Annotated in this window: 12 protein-coding genes; 7 read left to right on the plus strand and 5 right to left on the minus strand. The window is 61.3% G+C overall.

The genetic code is table 11. The features are described 5' to 3' along the window. Positions 1–61: 61 nt before the first annotated feature. From ABCR88_RS21740 to ABCR88_RS21760, 5 genes are all read left to right on the plus strand, one after another. The gene (locus ABCR88_RS21740; protein WP_350403539.1) at positions 62–3,235 is read left to right on the plus strand and encodes an ATP-binding protein; all 3,174 of its coding nucleotides are present in this window, start codon (positions 62–64) and stop codon (positions 3,233–3,235) included. Between the two features lie 21 nt (positions 3,236–3,256). Beyond that, a complete protein-coding gene (locus tag ABCR88_RS21745) occupies positions 3,257–3,493 on the plus strand; it encodes a hypothetical protein (protein ID WP_350403540.1) in 237 nt (78 codons plus the stop codon). A 280-nt stretch (positions 3,494–3,773) separates the two neighbouring features. Beyond that, entirely contained in the window at positions 3,774–4,388 is a 615-nt protein-coding gene (locus ABCR88_RS21750) for a fimbrial protein (RefSeq protein WP_041119070.1), read from the plus strand. A 72-nt stretch (positions 4,389–4,460) separates the two neighbouring features. Next, positions 4,461–5,210: a molecular chaperone gene (locus ABCR88_RS21755; RefSeq protein ID WP_041119072.1), complete on the plus strand. Its 750-nt coding sequence runs from the start codon at positions 4,461–4,463 to the stop codon at positions 5,208–5,210. Positions 5,211–5,295: 85 nt separating this feature from the next. Then, entirely contained in the window at positions 5,296–7,785 is a 2,490-nt protein-coding gene (locus tag ABCR88_RS21760; protein ID WP_350403541.1) for a fimbria/pilus outer membrane usher protein, read from the plus strand. 4 nt (positions 7,786–7,789) lie between these two features. Here ABCR88_RS21760 and ABCR88_RS21765 read toward each other — a convergent pair whose 3' ends face one another. The 3 genes from ABCR88_RS21765 to ABCR88_RS21775 all read right to left on the minus strand — a co-directional run bounded on the left by ABCR88_RS21765 (position 7,790) and on the right by ABCR88_RS21775 (position 13,907). After that, the gene (locus ABCR88_RS21765; protein ID WP_350403542.1) at positions 7,790–11,467 is read right to left on the minus strand and encodes a translocation/assembly module TamB domain-containing protein; all 3,678 of its coding nucleotides are present in this window, start codon (positions 11,465–11,467) and stop codon (positions 7,790–7,792) included. Then, the gene (locus ABCR88_RS21770) at positions 11,464–13,191 is read right to left on the minus strand and encodes an autotransporter assembly complex family protein (protein ID WP_015636311.1); all 1,728 of its coding nucleotides are present in this window, start codon (positions 13,189–13,191) and stop codon (positions 11,464–11,466) included. The genes ABCR88_RS21765 and ABCR88_RS21770 overlap by 4 nt, the downstream gene beginning before the upstream one ends. 65 nt (positions 13,192–13,256) lie before the next feature. Further along, positions 13,257–13,907 carry a GNAT family N-acetyltransferase gene (locus ABCR88_RS21775; RefSeq protein WP_011062214.1) on the minus strand — a complete coding sequence of 217 codons (651 nt, stop codon included), beginning with the start codon at positions 13,905–13,907 and terminating at the stop codon, positions 13,257–13,259. Positions 13,908–14,083: 176 nt separating this feature from the next. On the opposite strand from ABCR88_RS21775, the gene xthA reads away from it, so the two are divergent. Beyond that, positions 14,084–14,896, plus strand: coding sequence for an exodeoxyribonuclease III (gene xthA / locus ABCR88_RS21780; RefSeq protein ID WP_011062215.1), 813 nt, complete (start codon positions 14,084–14,086; stop codon positions 14,894–14,896). A 47-nt stretch (positions 14,897–14,943) separates the two neighbouring features. Here xthA and ABCR88_RS21785 read toward each other — a convergent pair whose 3' ends face one another. Then, positions 14,944–15,276 carry a DUF1508 domain-containing protein gene (locus ABCR88_RS21785; protein ID WP_350403545.1) on the minus strand — a complete coding sequence of 111 codons (333 nt, stop codon included), beginning with the start codon at positions 15,274–15,276 and terminating at the stop codon, positions 14,944–14,946. Positions 15,277–15,569: 293 nt separating this feature from the next. Between ABCR88_RS21785 and ABCR88_RS21790 the strand changes: the two genes are divergently transcribed. Then, entirely contained in the window at positions 15,570–16,952 is a 1,383-nt protein-coding gene (locus ABCR88_RS21790) for a phosphate ABC transporter substrate-binding/OmpA family protein (RefSeq protein WP_236185158.1), read from the plus strand. A gap of 42 nt (positions 16,953–16,994) precedes the next feature. Here ABCR88_RS21790 and ABCR88_RS21795 read toward each other — a convergent pair whose 3' ends face one another. Further along, positions 16,995–18,224, minus strand: coding sequence for an acyl-CoA dehydrogenase (locus ABCR88_RS21795; protein WP_015636313.1), 1,230 nt, complete (start codon positions 18,222–18,224; stop codon positions 16,995–16,997). Positions 18,225–18,289 lie beyond the last annotated feature (65 nt).

Genomic DNA, 18,289 nt, shown 5'->3' on the forward strand with positions numbered 1-18,289 from the left:
CACTTGCCATCGTGGTCACTGTGTCCAACGGCTCTCTCATCACTGCTACCCAGGTCCTCTAATGCCACATCCCAATGCCCTTCTGGAGAAACTCGCCAGCAGTTCCTCGCGCCTGAACAAGAGCCTGCTGGTGCTCGGAGCCCTGTTGTTGCTGTTGCTGGGCATCAGCTATGTGGGGGTGACGCGCATGATCGAAGAGCGGCGCGAAACCTTGCAGTTTCACTTCGCTCGGCTGATGGAGAATGTCCACGAACAGGAAGTGTTCCTGCAGGATATCGCCCGGGAAAGCGTCAAGAGCGAACGGCTGCCCAGTCTCATGTTGCCACCCTACTCACAAAAACCCCTGCCCGATGAAGGGCCGAACATTTACGAGGGCCGCGGCCTGCCGTTTTCGCTGCCCTATAGCTTGAAGATCAATACGGACAGGATTGCCCCCAGCCAATACCCGAAGATCTTTGCGCTGGGTACCCATTTGGCGGCCTATTACAGTGCGTTCTGGTCGGCCTCGCACTATCAGTCGCCCCAAGTCGCCCTGATCAATGGCCCCGACAATTTTGACCTTGCCGTACCCTCCACCGGGCGTTTGCGCGGTCCGGGACGGGTACCAATGCCTATGGGCGATCTGATCGATGCGATGACCCGCTTGAACAAGCGCCTGCGCGGGCAGAACTCGCCATTGCCAGATTTTCAGGTGCACTGGGAACCCTATGTCTCTTCCAATGACGACAAGAGCGCCCCCACCCTGCTGGCGTACGTGAGTATCAACCTGGCGAAAACCGCATTGACCGTCGAGGGCGCCGATACCTGGGTGGTGCTGGGCTCGCTGATGAACCTGTCTCAGGTCAACAACATCGAGCGGTTGATGCAGTGGTCGATCTACGATGACTTCACCTTGATCACCCCTCGTGGCGTGGTATTGACCGGAGCTCTGAAACCCGGCGAGGTGCTGGATGAAGGGGTGAACTTCAACCGCGACGGCCTGGTGTTCAAACTGAGCAGCCCCGGGGAGCATCACTGGACGGCGATCTACTTCATCAGCCTGCGCAGCTTCCTCGATTACGCGCTGTGGCCATTGCTTGGCCTGGTCGCGCTGGTGCTTGCGCTGCTCGGTTGCAGTCGGGCGATCAATCGCTGGTACCAGGCCCGGGTCATCCTGCCCGCGCAGAGCGCCCACGCCAGCATCGCTGAAAGCGAGGCATTCAGCCGCACGGTGATCGATACGGCGCCGACCGGCCTGTGCGTGATTCGCCGCAGCGATCACCAGGTGCTGCTGGAAAACCAGCGCGCCCAGCAATGGCACGACAACGGCCAACTGATGAGCTTGCTCACGCCCCTTACGGGCCCCGGTCATGCCGATCTTGAAATCAATGGGCGCCACTTGCATGTTGCCTTCGTGCCCACCCGCTATCAGGGCCAGGACGCCTGGTTATGTGCGTTGCATGACGTGACCCGGCATGTCGAAGATGCAGCGGCGCTGGAAGAGGCGCGCCAGGCCGCCGACTCGGCAAACCAGGCCAAAAGCCGTTTCCTCGCCACCATGAGCCACGAGATCCGTACTCCCCTGTACGGCGTGCTGGGAACTCTGGAGCTGCTTGGCCTGACCTCGCTCGCCCCGCGCCAGCAGGATTACCTGCACACCATCCAGCGCTCCTCCGCCACGTTGTTCCAACTGGTCAGCGATGTACTGGATGTGTCGAAAATCGAAGCCGGACAGATGACCCTCGAACTTGAGGATTTCTGCCCGCTGGAGCTGACCGAAGACACCGTGCGCACCTACAGCGCCTTCGCCCGATCCAAGGGCCTGCTGCTCTATGCCTGCATCGACCCGGCGCTGCCGGACCGGTTGCGCGGTGACCCGATACGGATTCGCCAGATCCTCAACAACTTGCTGAGCAACGCCATCAAGTTCACCGATAACGGTCGCGTGGTGCTGCGGGTTCAGTTGCTGGAAAGCGACGACGGCCGTGCCCATGTGCAATGGCAAGTCAGCGATTCGGGAAAGGGGATTACCCAGGCGCAACAACAGCAACTGTTCGACCCTTTCTATCAGGTCAACGACGCCAACGCGCAAGCCGGTGCCGGATTGGGACTGGCCATTTGCAAATGGCTGTGCGAGTTGATGGCGGGCCAGTTGAACGTGGTCAGCGAGCCCGGGCTCGGCAGCAGTTTCATCCTTCAACTCTCGCTGGAACACGCACCCGGTGAGCTGGCCGATTGCCCTGTGTTCGGCCCCGGCAGCGCCGCCGTCTATGTGCGTGCAAAGGTCGCTGAACAGGCCCAACACCTGATGGCCTGGCTCAAGCGTTTTGGCCTCGACTGCCACCCGCTGACGGCCGGTACACCAGTGTCATCGGCACTGCTGGTAGAGCTTTGCTCGCTGGCCAATACCGCGGCCTGGCCGGGTCCGAAGGTCGTCGCCACGGCGGATGGCCCCAACCCTTCGCAATTACGCGGTACCGTCCGAGAAGTCGACGCCCATGATGTCCGCGCGATCGCCTGGGCGATTTACCAGGCCCAGCACGGCGCTCGCACCGACAGCCAACCTTCGTCGCCGGATACCCCCCGGCAGTTGAATCTGCAAGTGCTGGTGGCGGAAGACAATGTGATCAACTCGGCGATCATAAAGGAGCAACTGGAAGTGCTGGGCTGCTCGGTGGTCGTCGCGGCCAATGGCGAGCTTGCCCTGGCGCAGTGGTCGCCCGGACGTTTCGATCTGCTGCTGACCGACGTCAATATGCCGGTCATGAACGGCTACCAATTGACCACGGCGTTGCGACAACTGGATCAGGCCTTGCCGATTATCGGCGTCACCGCCAACGCCTTGCGCGAAGAAGGCGAGCGCTGCGCTAGCGTCGGCATGAACGCCTGGATGGTCAAGCCGCTGAACCTCGCCACCCTGCGCGCGCACCTGGGAAGACATTGCAAAATCGCCCTACCGGCGACCAGCGTTGCGCCTCTAAAGCTGTCACCGAACATGCGCGAACTCTTTGTCACGACGCTACGCCAGGACATGCAGGTCACGCTGACGGCACTGGACAACGCCGATGCCCATCGCGTGGCGCAACAGCTGCACAGCATGGCCGGTGCATTGGGTGCGGTACAGCTCGAGGAACTGGCCACAACCTTCGTCGAGCTGGAGTGTCGCCTGAACGGCATGAGCGTGACCAGCGCCCTGGACCTGGAGGTGCGCCAGAATCTGGCTCGATTGAAAGACCTGCTGGACACCCTTGAATAATTTCAATGCGGATAATCAGCCATGGAAACCCTCAAGGTTGCCATTGCCAATGACCACCCCATCGTCCTGGGGGGGTACGAGAGCTGGTTGAGCGTGGCCAATGCTTGCGCGCTGATGGAATACCTGACGCGGCACTTCCCCAACGTGCTGGTGCTGGCGCTGACGATAAGTTCCAACCCGCTGAGCCTGACGCGCCTGCAAGAGATCGTGGCAAGCCGGTGCGCAGCAGTGCCGAGCGTTTTACTCACCTGTTGCTAAAGGAACATAAAATAGTGCGTTGATTTGTTCCGGGAGTGGGAGTCAGCAACAATTGACTTAAGAGCGAAAAGATAACAAGCATTCAAAAAACTCTTGCCACGAGCAAACTTGGCGCCAACAGCAACCATACACTTCTGGATTACTAACATAACTAGAAAAAACTCAAACCAATAGACAACTACATTCCAGCTGCAATTAACTTCTAGGAATCGTCTGATGTACCACCAAAAAATCGCGTTATATCGTGTTGTTGTTTTAAACCTAACCACTGGAAAACAACATGAAAAAGCTAACTCGCGCACTTCTCGCCCTTTCAATCATCGCCGCCGCTGGCAATGCCTTGGCAGAGGAGCCCGTTACTCCCCCCGTTACTACACCCGCTAACCCCATCCAGGCCGGTAGTGGCACTATCAACTTCACCGGCACCATCAACAATGACGCCTGCTCCGTTGAGGGTGCTGGCAAGGGTAAAACCATCGCGGTCGAAATGGGCGAAGTGTCGATCAAAGACATGGGCACTCCCAGCGCGCCTAAAGGCAACGGCACACTGAACGTCGAAAACTTCAGCATGAAGATCAACTGCAACGCCGGTACTAAGGTCGCAATGATCTTCAAACCAACCTCGGGCGCAGGTTCGGGTCTCGTGTCCGGTACCAAGGTGCTTCGTCTGATTGACGGTCTGGGGGCTGCGAAAGGTATCGGCATTGCGCTGCTTGACTCCAATGGCGAGGTGATCGACCTCCGCACGGCAAGCACCGCAAAGATCGAAAACTCTCTGCAAGACAGCAACGCCACCCTCAAATTCTCCGCAGCCTACGTAACCACCGGCACTCCGGCACAGGCTGTTGCCGGTCGTGGCGACGCCACCCTACCGTTCACGCTGCAATACGAATAATCCGCGCGAACACACAAGCCCGGTGCGGGGCCGGTCGGCCCCGCATCCTCATTCACTTGCGCGGTAGCCCTCATGTTTTATCGTCACTCACTATCCTTTTGTGCAGGCCTGCTGAGCCTGTTCATGGTCAATCAGGCCATGGCCGGAATTTCCTTGAGCAGCACCCGGCTGATTTTCGACGGCCAGCACAAGGAGGCCGGAATCACCGTGCGCAACAGCGGTGAAGACGTGTTGATCCAGTCGTGGATCGACACCGACTCCAGCGAAACCGCAGCAGTACCCTTTGCCGTCACGCCGCCACTGGTGCGCGTCAGCGGCGACGAACAGCAAATATTGCGGGTGATCTACGAAGGCACGGGCATGCCATCCGACCGCGAGTCGGTGGTGTGGCTCAATGTGCAAGAGATCCCTCAAGCGGCGAAATCCAAGAACACCTTGCAACTGGCCGTGCGTCAGCGCATCAAGGTGTTCTTCCGCCCGGCAGGCCTGAAAAACAACGCCTATCTGGCACCGAGCGAACTGACCTGGCGCCTGACAGAACAAGCCGGCAAGCACCTGTTGGTGGTGAATAACCCTGGCCGGTATCACGTGTCGATTGCCGAAATCACACTTCAATCCGGCACCGTCAGTGAGCAACCCGTTGAATCAATGATGATTGCCCCCGGCGAGCAAAAAAGCTTCCCCCTTAAACAACTTCACAACGCCAATACAGCCCGTCTTTTATTCAAAAGCATTAATGATTATGGCGCACAAGATCGTTATGGAGCACAAATTTCCAACAGTGCCGATATCCGAGCCAGTTTGAATAAACAAACCCCATAACTTAAGCGCCGCTGTGACGGCTGAACTTCCACTGTATTTCTCTTCGCTCCGTTAGTTCGTATCGGAGGTGATATGGGGTTCCTGTATGTTTTTACTCAAGCGCGACAGATGGGCGCCATTTTCGATTGTTCTTTTATTCAGCACCACCTGCGTAGCCGATGACGATGAACAGTTCAATACCTCGTTTCTCCTAGGCGCACCATCTTCTGTGGATCTGCAACCATTGCTCGCCAGCAGTCGTGTGCTGCCCGGCATCTATCGGGTGGACCTGTACGGCAACGAAACGCTGGTCGGCCGCCGCGACATCGATTTTCGTCGCCCTCCCGGCACGAGCAAGGTCGAGGCCTGCCTGACTCTGGAAATAGTGCAGCAACTGGGGGTCGACATCGGCAAGCTGCAAGCCAGCGGCAAACTGAGCAGCGATGATCCCGATGCCTGCCTGGACTTGCCCGCCTTGATCGATCACGCCAGCGTGCGTTACGACGTACCCCGTCTGCGCTTGATCGTCAGTGTTCCGCAACGCGCCATGGTGCGTGGCCGACGTGGTTATGTCGACTCGGCCCTATGGGACGAAGGCGTTCCCGCCGCATTCATCAACTATCAGTTGAGCAGCAGCCGCAACGGCACTCGGGGTGAAAATACCCTGTCCAACAACATCGGCCTGCGCAACGGCATCAACCTCGGCGCCTGGCGCTTGCGTAACGAATCGAACTTCAGCAGCAGCACCGGCCGCCCCAGCACATTCGAAAGTAACCGCAGCTATCTGCAACATGACGTGACTGCCCTGAAGGGCCAGTTCAGCGCCGGGGATATTTTTTCAGATGCCGACCTGTTCGACAGCGTGCGCTATCGCGGCCTGAAACTGGCGTCCGACGACGGCATGCGTGCCGACAGCGAGCGCGGTTATGCGCCAATCATTCGCGGCATTGCGCAGTCCAGCGCCACCGTGGAGATTCGCCAGGACAGCTACCTCCTCTACACCGCCAACGTGCCGCCGGGGCCATTCGAGATCAGCGATATCTACCCCAGCGGCTCCAACGGCGACCTGGAAGTGACGATTATCGAAGCCGATGGCCGCCGCCGGGTGACGGTGCAGGCATTTTCCAGCCTGCCGATCATGGTCCGTGAGGGCCAGTTGAAGTACAGCGTCTCGGCCGGCCGGTACAACAGCAACAGCGTTGACCAGAAGTCACCGCAATTTGTCAGCAGCACCCTGGCATACGGCATCAGCAGTAACTTGTCCGGGATCGTCGGGGTGCAGGCCTCGGAAAACTTCAAGGCGCTGTCCGTGGGGACTGGCCGCAATACAACTATCGGTGCCGTCTCGCTGGACTTGACCCACTCCATGAGCAGCACTTTCGGCAAAACCATCACCGGCAACAGCCTGCGCGCGCTGTATGCGAAGACGTTCACCGGCACCGACACCAACTTCACCCTCGCCGCCTATCGCTACTCGACCGAGGGCTATCGCACCCTCACCGAGCACGTCGAGGAACTGAGCGACGACGGTCAGAAGCGTATCGGCAACTCGAAAACCCGTACCGACCTGACCGTCAACCAGAGCCTGGGCCGAAACCAGCGATACGGCAGCGCCTACATCAACGCCAGCGACCAGCGTTACTGGGGACGCGGGGGCTCGCAAAGCCTGTCGGCGGGTTACAGCAACTATTGGGGCGATGTGAGCTACAACCTCGGCGCCACCTACTCCAAGGATGTCGGCAACTACGGGCCGGCGAACAATGACACACTGGTGAACCTGTCCATATCGTTCCCGCTGGGCTCCAAGCCTCGTGCACCCCGCGCCTTCGTCTCGGCCAGCACGCAGAAATCCAGCGATACCACGCAAATGGGCATCAACGGCTATCTGGCGCAAGACAGCGACACCTATTACTCAGTGCAAGCCGGCAACAGCAGCAACGGCGGCAGCTCCGGCTCAGTCAACCTCAGCACCCGCACCTCATTTATGGATATCAGCGCCGGTTACAGCCAGGGGCGCGGTTACAACGCGCAAAACCTTAACCTGTCGGGTTCGATCGTCGGCCATGCCGGCGGAATCAACCTGGGACAAACCGTGGGCGAAACGTTCGCGCTGGCGCAAGTCGAAGGCGCAGAAGGGGTGAAAGGGGTGAAAATCGGCAGCTTCTCCGGAGCCAGGACCGGCAGCAACGGCTTCGCCGTGATCCCCAATGCGCAGCCCTATCGCGTGAACTGGATCAACCTCGACACTCGAGACCTGGGCGCCGATATCGAGATCGACAGTGGGACCCGGCAAGTGGTGCCACGTCGTGGTGCCGTGGTGCTGGCGCGTTACACCAGCAAGACCGGACGGCGGGTGCAGTTTGCGCTGTTCGACGCCAAGCACCAGCCGATTCCGTTTGGCGCGTCGCTCGAGGACAGCACTGGCAAACAGTTGGCGATCTCTGACCCTGGTGGCAAGGCTCTGGCACTGGTTGAAGCCGACACCGGTACCCTGACTATCCACTGGCAGGGCCAGAGGTGTGAAGCGCCTTATGCCTTGCCCGAACGCGACAAGGCGCTGAACTATGAGCGGGCGAACCTGGTGTGCCGCCCCTGATTCCTCAGAAATCGCGCTTGTAAAAGATATCCAGGGAGCTGGCGAAACCGCTCGCCGCTTCCAGATAGACCTTCTTGCTCAGCTTGTAACGCAGAGCGATGGTACTGGCGGGCTCAAAGACCCCGACGCCATAGCGCAGGCTGAGCCTTTCGGAAATGGCGCCGCTGGCCACCACGCTGGTGTTGTTGCCGCTGCCCTGGGTATCGAGTTGGAAGTCTTGAATGCCCAGGTTCTTGGCAATGCCGCCGGTCAGCTCCGAGCTGCCCATCAGCCCCAGCCCGAGAGCCGCCTGGGCCAACATGTTGTTGTCTTCACCGGTGGACGTCAGCGGGCGCCCCAGAACCAGATAGGACAGCGCCTGTTCCTGGCTCATGGCCGGCTCCGAAAATATCTGCGTCGCCGGTTGCTCGGCGCTGCCGCTCAGGCGGATGCCGGCAATCACATCGTCAGTCTGGCGCACGGCCTCGATGTCCAGGTAAGGCTGGTCGATGGGGCCGGCAAACAGCAGCCGCGCACGACGCACGGTCAAGCGCTGGCCGTAGGCCCGATAGCGGCCGTCGTTGAGCCACAGCTCACCGCGGGTATCCATATTGTCACCAATGTGCACGTGCCCCTGCAGGTTGGCAGTCAGGCCGAAACCGCTGAAGGCCAGCTTGTCCTGGCCCACCTCCACATCGATGTTCATAGCCATGGCCATGGGCTTTTTGCCGTCGTCGGTCTGCTGGCCGACGATCACCGTGTCGTCGGAGACCTTGACCGTCGAGGGCGGCAATTCGCGCACGGTGATCTGGCCCTTGGGGATCAGCACCTTGCCGGCAATCGCCAGCTTTTCCTCCTGCAGCGAGATCTTCAGGTCCGGCGCCACCTCCAGCGCCGCATAGGGCTCCACCGTCACCGGCAGTTGGGTGCCCTTGAGACTCAGGTCCACCAATAGCGCCCGACCCCAAGCGATGTTGCCATTGAGGCTGCCCTGTCCGGCCTTGCCGCTTTTCCAGCCACCGTTGAGCTGCACGCTCTCGCCAGCGATCTGCGCGCTCAGTTGCAGGTCTTCAAGGCTGATGGGCAACTCGGAGCCGGACACCTCGCCCCCGGACAACTGCACGTTGCCGTTGACCTGAGGCGCCAGCAGGCCGCCAGACAAACGACCGCTGCCATTGAGGCTGCCGCTGAGCTTTTCCACCATGGGCACGAACGGCCGCGCCACGGACAGATCCAGGCCGCTGAGGCGGAAATCACCGGACAGCGGTTTGCTTTTCGGCAAGGGATTGATCTGCGCCTGGAGCATCAGCTCACCCAGTTTGCCGCCGTCGAACTGCAACTGCGTGTCGATGCGCCTCGGGGTGAGGCGGGTATTGAGCTTCAATGCCTGATAGGGGAAATCCAGCCACTGGTCCTTTTCCTTGACCCGCAGGGTACCACCGCTGGCGTCCAGCATGATCTGGCCCTGGGGCCCGCTGGCCGGCAAGTCCAGTTGCACATCGGCATTGAGCATGCCCTTCCAGGCGAAATCCTTGGGCAACCACTGCGCCAGGCTGTCGAGGGGAAAACGCTTGAGGTGATAACGCAGTTTCGGGTCCGGCATCAGCCGCTGGTCTTCACCGCACAGGCTGGCATCGCCGCTGGCCCAGCAGTGGGCACCGAAGTTCAGCGTGCCGTTGGCCAGCCGCTCAATCCGGGCCGGGCTCTGCAGCTTCCAGTCCTGGCCTCCGGTCTGTACATCACCGCTGGCCAGGCGCCCGCGCCAGCTGCCCTGGTCCAGGGCGCCATCCAGGCCCAGGGCCAGTTTCAACAGCGGTCCTTGCAGGTCCAGTTGCAGTTTCTGTTTCTTGATGTCGCCCTGTCCGGCCAGGGTCAGGGTCCCCAACTGCGTGTCGCCCAATTGAATCCCGCTGCCCTTGAGGTCCACCTGGGCCTTTTGCGCGCCATCCAGGGTGGCGTCCAACTTGAGGTTCTGCAGGCGGTTTTCGGCAAAGGCCAGTTGCTGCCCAGCCAGGTCCAGCTTGCCCTGTGGCGCCTTGAGAGTGCCGGCCAGGTCCAGCCGACCGTTGAGCTGCCCACGCAACTCGGGCCAGAGCTGACCCAGACGGGGCATCTTGATATCCAGCTGGCCGGCGATCTTCTGTTGCAGGCTGCCGGCGCCGTTGATCCGGTTGTCTCCCAGGCGGATGTCCAGCGCGCCCAGGGTCCATTGCTCGTCCGCTCCGTCGGCCTTGGCCTGGAGAACCGCCGGCTGTCCGCGCAAGCGTCCCTTGAGGTCGAGGTTGGCATTGAGCTTGAGTTGCTGGTTCTTCATTTCGCCCTGGCTGCGCAGGGGGCCGGCCAGGGTTCCGGGCAGCTCCGCCACCCAGTACGCGGGGTTGATGGCCGACAGATCCAGGGCAGTATCCCAGGCAATGCCGTCAGCGAACTGCAGGTTCAGGTGGCCCTCGGCCTTGCCCTGGCCCGCCGCCAGCTTGAACTGCGGCAGATAGATTTTCGTCAGGTCGCCGCTGAACGGGCTGCTCAGGCTGAACGCGCCTGCCGGGCCGTCCAGGTCCCCCTTGAAGTTGCCCAGGTAGTTACCGTCACGGTAAGCCACTTCGGCTTCAAAACTGCGGACCCGCACCGCCGGCTCGTCAATCAGCGGATACAGACGGTGCCAGGGGAAGTCCAACCAGGCCAGCTTGGCCTCGGCGGCAAAACCTTCGCTCCAGTCCAGTTGCCCACTGAGCTTGAGGTGTTGCTTGTCGTTGGCGCTCAGGTCCAGGGCGGCAATTTGTGCGCCCTTGGCGTCGACCTTGCCTTGCAGCAACAGGGCCACCGGGCCCTGCTCCGCCGGCAGGCTGGCCTTGCCGGCGAGCTGGTAGCCGCTTTTCAGGTCGCCCTTGCCAGTCAGCTCCAGCTGATCCAGTTGCAGGGTGTCCGGCAGATCGGCGCTGGCCTTGAACCCATCGGCAGTGATTCGCACCTGGGCTGGCAGGTTCTCCACCAGGGGCTGTACCTGGCCACTCAATTGCCCTTGCAGGTAGCCACGGCTGTCGGCATTGAGCTGCAGAGTCTTGAGCAGGTCGCCTTCAACCTTCAACGCCAGGGACCAGGGGCCACCGCCGGGAGCGGGCAAGCCGAGGTTGCCCTGGGCGGTCAGGGGCCAGTCGCCACTGGGTTGCAGCAGCCCGGAAAGGTCCAAACTCAGGTCATCGCGCTTTAGGTGCAAAGAGTCGATCTGCAGGCCTTGGGCAGTCCAGTGCGCCGCCAGCTGCAGGGTCTTGAGTTCTTCACTGCCATTGAACAGCAGGCTGCCCACACGCACTTGCCCCAACTCGATGGCCAACGGCAGCTTCAGTTCCGGCAGGCTGATGGGCTCCGAACTGGTTTCGGTTTCGCCGCTCGGAGGGAACAGCAGGCTGACCTGATCGGCTTCCAACTGCTCGATGCACAGGGTCATGCGCAGCAGGCAGCCGGGCGACCAGGTGAACTGCACGGCATTGAGCTCGACCCGGTTGCCCTCCTGTTGCCAGAGCAGATGATCGGCGCTCCAGTGCCCGCCAAGGCGGCCCTCGAAATTGTCCAGGGTCAGCCCCGGCACTCGCGCCAGGGCCCAGCGGCTGCCAGCCTGGGTTCCGAGTACGCTGGCCACGGCCAGAATGATCAGGATCACCAGCGCAACAATCGCCAGCAGCGTTATCTTCAAACCACGCTTCAAAGCTCTGGCCCCATGGAAAAGTGCAAGCGGATGCCGCCATCGTCATTCATCGCGTGGGCCAGGTCGACCCGGATCGGTCCCACTGGCGAAACCCAGCGTACGCCGACGCCCACCCCGGTCTTGAGGTTAGGCAGCTCCAGCTTGTTGAAAGAGTTGCCCTGGTCGACAAAGGTCGCGATCCGCCATTTCTCGGCGATCGAATACTGGTACTCGACGCTACCGGCCACCATGTAGCGGCCGCCGATGCGATCGCCTTCGGAGTTTTCCGGTGACAGGGTCTGATAGTCGTAGCCCCGAACGCTCTGGTCGCCACCGGCAAAGAAGCGCAAGGACGGCGGAATCGACTTGTAGCCATTGGTGGCACTGCCACCGAACTGCACTCGCCCGAGAAAGCGGTGATTGTCCCAGACCGTGGTCAGGCCCTTGAGCAGCACCGTGCCATACAGCAGGTTGGTGTCGGAACCGACCCCTTCCTTGGCCAGCTTGGTGTCGAACTGAATGCGATAGCCGTTATGCGGGTCGATGCGATTGTCGCTGCGCAGGTAGGAATAAGTCAGGCCAGGCATCAGCAGATTACTCAGGCCCGAGTCGTCCCCGAGGCGATATTCCTCTCGCTGATACTTCAGCGACAGCACCCGCTGCCAGCCGCTGGGCAACTTGCTGTGCCACTCGGGACCGATGGTGAGCAACTTACTCAGGGTATCGGTGCCGGCAATCTCTTCATTCTGGTAACCACCGGCGAACCGCAGCTTGTCGGTCAGAGGCGGGTCCAGGGGAATGTCGTACCACAGGCCGACGTTCTGCCGCGGGGCAGAAACTTCCGCCTCCCAGCCGTAACTGTGGCCCTGGGGGTTGACCCAGTGCCGGGTCCAGTTGGCCTTGACCCGCGGCCCCACGTCGGTGGAATAGCCGAGGCCGAGGCCCATGGTCCGGGGCTTGCGGGTTTCCAGCTGGACCGCCACCGGAATCACCTCGTGCTCGGCGGCAGTAGGCGCGGCGTCCACCCGCACGCCCTCGAAGTAGCCGCTCGACTGCAGGGCCTGGTTGAGTTCGGCAATCAGTTCGGAGTCGTAGGGCGCGCCGGCCTTGAACGGCACCATGCGCCGCAACAGGTCTTCATCGAACAGGGAGTCGCCGCTAAAGCTGACCTTGCCCAGCGCGTAGCGCGGGCCACTGTCATAGACCAGGTCGATGTCCGCGACACCTGCCTGGGGGTCCACCGACAGTTTCTGCTGGGTAAAGCGCCCGCTGAAAAAGCCATAGCGCGAAGCCTGGTTCTGGATCAGGCGCTTGGCGTCTTCGTAATGGCCATGATTGAGCACGGCACCAGGCTTGAGCTGGTCGCCGTCGGGAAGGCGAAACGACTTGAGGGAGGCCGCCGGGCCTTCGACCCGGACTGTCACGTTGCGCAGGTGCACCGGTTCGCCGGGGTCGATCCGCAACGTCAGGCGCGGTTTGTCACCGCCACGCACCTCACTCTGGATATGCGGTTGGTAGTAGCCCAGGGCCTGGGCGGCTTTCTTCGCCTGCTCCTCGGCGCCCCGGCTGAACCGCAGCAAGGCTTCTTCATCGCGATCGCCGACACTGCCAATGTAACCCTCCACATTGGCCTTCAACTCGTCATTGGCGGGCTTGACCCTGACATCCAATTCGCTCTGCGCCAGCGCCGCACAGCTTGTGAACAACAGCAAAAAGCCGCTGGTAAATCTTCCTGGAAACTTCATAGGCGCGGATGCTATCACGAGCTTGGGAGGGCGATAGAGCGCTCAGGTGCACGGAAAGTTCTATATCAGGCTGTTGCTCTTTGTAAGTGCTGCGGGTTGGGGTGAAAAAATACGTGCTCACGCACCGGCCCCACCGCAATCTCACCGATCTCTTCATAGCCCTGACGCTTGTAGAACTCCAGGTAACGCGGATTCCCGGTGTCCAGCACCACACCCTGGGAATGCTCGTCCACGGCGCACCAGTTATGCACCGCCGCCAGCAATTGCTCGCCGAAATGCTGGCCCTGAAACTGCGGATGTACCCCCAGCAGCGGCAGCACATGCACCGCATCATTGGGCAGGCAGGCCTGCACCGCCTGGTGATACTCCAGATAGCGCTGGGTGCAGCGAAACCCGGTGCTGAGCACCATGCGCAGGCGCCAGGCCCAACTTTCGGTGATGCCCAGGCGCCGTTGCGGCGGCGCGATCAGGGCGATACCGATCAGCCGGTCATTGACTAGCAGGCCGATGGCCGGCAGGTCCTGAAGAAAATGCTGCTTCACCAATTCGCGCACTGTGGCTCGTACCCGCTGTTCGTAGCCGGGGCGATCGGCTTCGAAAATGAAGCCGAAGGTCGGCTCATGGCGGTAGGCCTGGTACAGCAGCGACCGCGCTTCGCGGGAATAGCCGCTGTCGAGCTGGTGAATATCGGCGATGACATTGGAGGAATCAGGCATGACGGTCACTCTCCCCTGGACCCGGCTCAAATGGCCGCGTTCTTGTTAGTACGAGCCCTGCGCGCCGCTGATCGTTCCCGCGCCCCTGGGACATTAGCAGCGCATCCGCCGCGCCGCCACGCTGGCCGGCCCGGGCGTTGTCGGCTAGCATCGCTGTTTTGCCAGGACCGCCGACCATGAAAATCGTCTCGTTCAATATCAACGGGCTGCGTGCCCGCCCCCATCAGCTGGCGGCGCTGATCGACAAACACCAGCCGGACGTGATCGGCCTGCAGGAAACCAAGGTCGCCGACGAACAGTTCCCCCTTGCCGACATCCAGGCCCTGGGCTACCACGTGCATTACCACGGCCAGAAAGGCCATTACGGCGTAGCCCTGCTCTCGCGCCAGGCACCGTTGGCCCTGCATAAAGGCTTTGAAGGTGACGACGAAGACGCCCAGCGGCGCTTTATCTGGGGCACCTTCGCCGATGCCAACGGCACCCCGGTGACCATCATGAACGGCTACTTCCCCCAGGGCGAAAGCCGCGACCATCCCACCAAATTCCCGGCCAAAGAGCGCTTCTACCAGGATCTGCAGCACCTGCTGGAAAGCCGTTTCAGCAATGACCAGCCCCTGGTGGTGATGGGCGATGTGAACATTTCCCCGGAAGATTGCGACATTGGCATCGGCGCCGAGAACGCCAAGCGCTGGCTGAAGACCGGCAAATGCAGCTTCCTGCCGGAAGAGCGCGAGTGGATGGCCCGCCTGAAGAACTGGGGCCTGGTGGACAGCTTTCGTCACCTGAACCCCGAGGTGAACGACCGCTTCAGCTGGTTCGACTACCGCAGCCGCGGCTTCGAGGATGAGCCCAAGCGCGGCCTGCGCATCGACCTGATCATGGCTTCCCAGGGGTTGTTGCCACGGGTCAAGGACGCTGGGGTCGACTATGAACTGCGAGGCATGGAAAAACCTTCGGACCACGCGCCGATCTGGCTCGAACTGGGCTGATCGACAGGCACAAAAAAGCCCATCTGCCGATGGGCTTTTTTTTGCGGTTACAGCTGTATGTGCTCGATCCGCTCCGTGGTACCGGCACTGGCGATAGCGCTGATGGCGCTCTCGAGGGTGGCTTCCGAATCGTACAAGTGGCTGACCAGAATCACTTCCTTACCGGACTTGAGCTTGAAAAAAGGTTTGCCGCCCGACGAAATTTTCTTGACGTAGCGTTCCGGGGAAGCGCAGTGTGCGCGGAACAGTCCGAGAGCCGCCTCGGCACTGTCCCGGCAAGGGTAGCGGTCGCTTTGAAGCATGGTCTGCGCCTCCTTTGTCTTCAGCAAGAATCTGCATGCACCACTGCCATACTGCTTCAGCTCGAACCAGGCACTCATTTGTAACTCCTTTGCACACTACGAAATAGCAGCTCAACACTGCCGAGGCATCCGCGGGGATGACGCGTTGGCAGTCGCCCCAATCCCCGCCAGACAAAGTTGCCCACTCTACGCGCCGTTCCGGGGCTGGTCTTTAGGACAAATCTCAAAAAATCTAGAGAAAACAGCTATTTATGATGTAGGACTTTCGCCATTTCTCTGCAAATAGCCCCGTCCGTCACATCCCTGTCACCTCCCTGACTTAATGTCCCCAGCACTTACCTCCTCCCTCTATATAGAAGGCCAGTGCCGCCATGCCCCGCGCTTCCACCGTCAGCGAACGAGATATCTGGTGCCGGACTATCAGCCTGTTTCTGATCGGTTTCGTTTGCTACGCCCTGCCCTGGTCGGTATTCGCCGCCCTGCCCCCAGCCCCGGACAATACGCCCGTCCTGCGCATCCAAGGCTCCAATACCATCGGCGCCCGGCTGGGCCCGGCCCTGGTCAAGGGCCTGATGGAAGAACAGGGCCTGCGCGATATCAGGATCACCGCCAGTGGCAAAGACAATGAACAACAGGTGGTGGGGCAAACCGCCCAGGGCCGAGCGGTGCGGGTGGAAGTGGCCGCCCACGGTTCGAGTACCGGCTTTGCCGCTCTGAAAACCGCTCGGGCCGACCTGGCCGCCGCTTCACGGCCGATCAAGGACAGCGAGCTGGTGGACCTTGAAAGCCTGGGAGACCTGAAAAGCCCCAGCGCCGAACAGGTGATCGCCATCGACGGGCTGGCAATCATCCTGCATCCGCACAACCCGCTGAACCAACTGAACACCGAGCAACTGGCCCGGCTGTTCAGCGGCGAAGCCAAGACCTGGGAAGAACTGGGTGGCATTGGCGGCGCGGTACATCTCTATGCCCGGGATGACCAGTCCGGCACCTACGACACCTTTAAGGAACTGGTACTCAGCCGTCGCGGCAAGGCCCTGAGCCCCGGCGCAAAACGTTTTGAATCCAGCGAGCAGTTGTCCGACGCAGTCAGCCATGACCCCCAGGGCATAGGTTTCATCGGTCTGCCCTATGTGCGCCAGGCCAAGGCGGTGGCCATTATCGACGGCGACTCACAGCCGATGCTGCCGCTCAACAGCCTGATCGCCACCGAGGATTACCCGCTGTCACGGCGCCTGTACCTGTACCTGCCGCCCAATGGGCAGAACCCCTGGGCCGATGCCCTGGTGAGCTTTGCCCAGGGCAGCAAGGGCCAGGCCATCGTCGCCGCCAACGGCTTTATCGCCCAGACCGTGCAGGCCATGCGCGTCGCTCCCGGCCCGCAGATGCCGGAGGCTTATCAGGCGCTCACCCGCCAGGCACAGCGCCTGACGGTCAACTTTCGTTTTGAGGAAGGCAGCGCCAGCCTGGACAACAAGGCCCGCCAGGACCTCAATCGGGTACTGGATTACCTGCGCCAGCACGGCAAGATGAACCGCCAGGTGACCCTGGCCGGCTTCGGTGACGCCAAGAACGATCCGGCCCGCGCGGCCCTGCTGTCCAAACTGCGGGCCATGGCGGTGCGTCGGGAACTGGTGAAGAGCGGCGTGGTGTTTCGCGAGATTCGCGGCTTTGGCGCCGAGCTGCCGGTAGCGGCTAACAGTGCCGACGAAGGACGGATCAAGAACCGCCGCGTGGAGGTCTGGGTGTACTGAACTCACAGCGACCGGCCTTTCGACAGGCCGGACGCATCGCCCTCAATGCCCGCTGCGCATCAGCTCTTTGGGTACATACTTGCCGATTTCATACTTGCCGATCGCCGCGCGGTGCACCTCATCCGGGCCGTCGGCCAGGCGCAAGGTGCGCTGCATCGCATACATGTAGGCCAGCGGGAAGTCGTTGGAGACCCCGGCCCCGCCGTGGATCTGGATCGCCCGGTCGATCACCCGCAGGGCCACGTTCGGCGCCACGACCTTGATCTGGGCAATCTCGCTCTTGGCCACCTTGTTGCCCACGGTGTCCATCATGTACGCGGCCTTCAGCGTCAGCAGCCGGGCCATGTCGATCTCCATTCGCGAGTCGGCGATCTTGTCGATGTTGCCTCCCAGGCGCGCCAGCGGCTTGCCAAAGGCAGTACGGTTCACCGAACGCTTGCACATCAGTTCCAGCGCCCGCTCCGCCATGCCGATGGAACGCATGCAGTGGTGGATCCGGCCCGGGCCAAGGCGGCCCTGGGCAATCTCGAAACCACGGCCCTCACCCAGCAGCACGTTCTCGTAAGGCACCCGGACATTGTCGAACAGCACTTCGGCGTGGCCATGGGGCGCGTCGTCGTAGCCGAACACCGGCAACGGGCGAACAATCTTCACCCCGGGGGTATCCACCGGCACTAGGATCATCGAGTGCTGTTGATGGCGCGGCGCATCCGGGTTGCTCAGGCCCATGAATACCAGGATCTTGCAGCGTGGGTCGCAGGCGCCCGAGGTCCACCATTTCTTGCCGTTGATCAGCCACTGGTCGCCGTCGCGTACCGCACGGGCCGCCATGTTGGTGGCATCGGAGGACGCCACGTCCGGCTCGGTCATGGCGAACGCGGAACGGATCTCGCCGCGCAGCAATGGCTCCAGCCAGCGCTGTTTCTGCTCTTCGTTGGCGTAGCGCACCAGCACTTCCATGTTGCCGGTATCCGGTGCCGAGCAGTTGAAGGGTTCCGGGCCCAACAACGACCGTCCCATGATTTCCGCCAGCGGCGCGTACTCAAGGTTGGTCAGGCCTGCCCCCAACTCCGACTCAGGCAGAAACAAATTCCATAGCCCGGCCTCCTTGGCCTTGAGTTTCAGCTCTTCCATGATGGCGGTCGGCTGCCAGCGATCGCCTTCGGCAACCTGACGCTCGAAGACCGCTTCAGCCGGATAAACATAGGCATCCATGAACGCGGTGACACGCTCACGCAGTTCCTGAACCTTGGGGGAATAGGCGAATTCCATGGGCAGCTCTACCTTTGTGACGATCGGGTGTTGGAGGACTGAAATCGATGCTAGATCAGCTACGA

The sequence above is a fragment of the Pseudomonas sp. W17 genome (assembly GCF_040268305.1).
Lineage (GTDB): Bacteria > Pseudomonadota > Gammaproteobacteria > Pseudomonadales > Pseudomonadaceae > Aquipseudomonas > Aquipseudomonas protegens.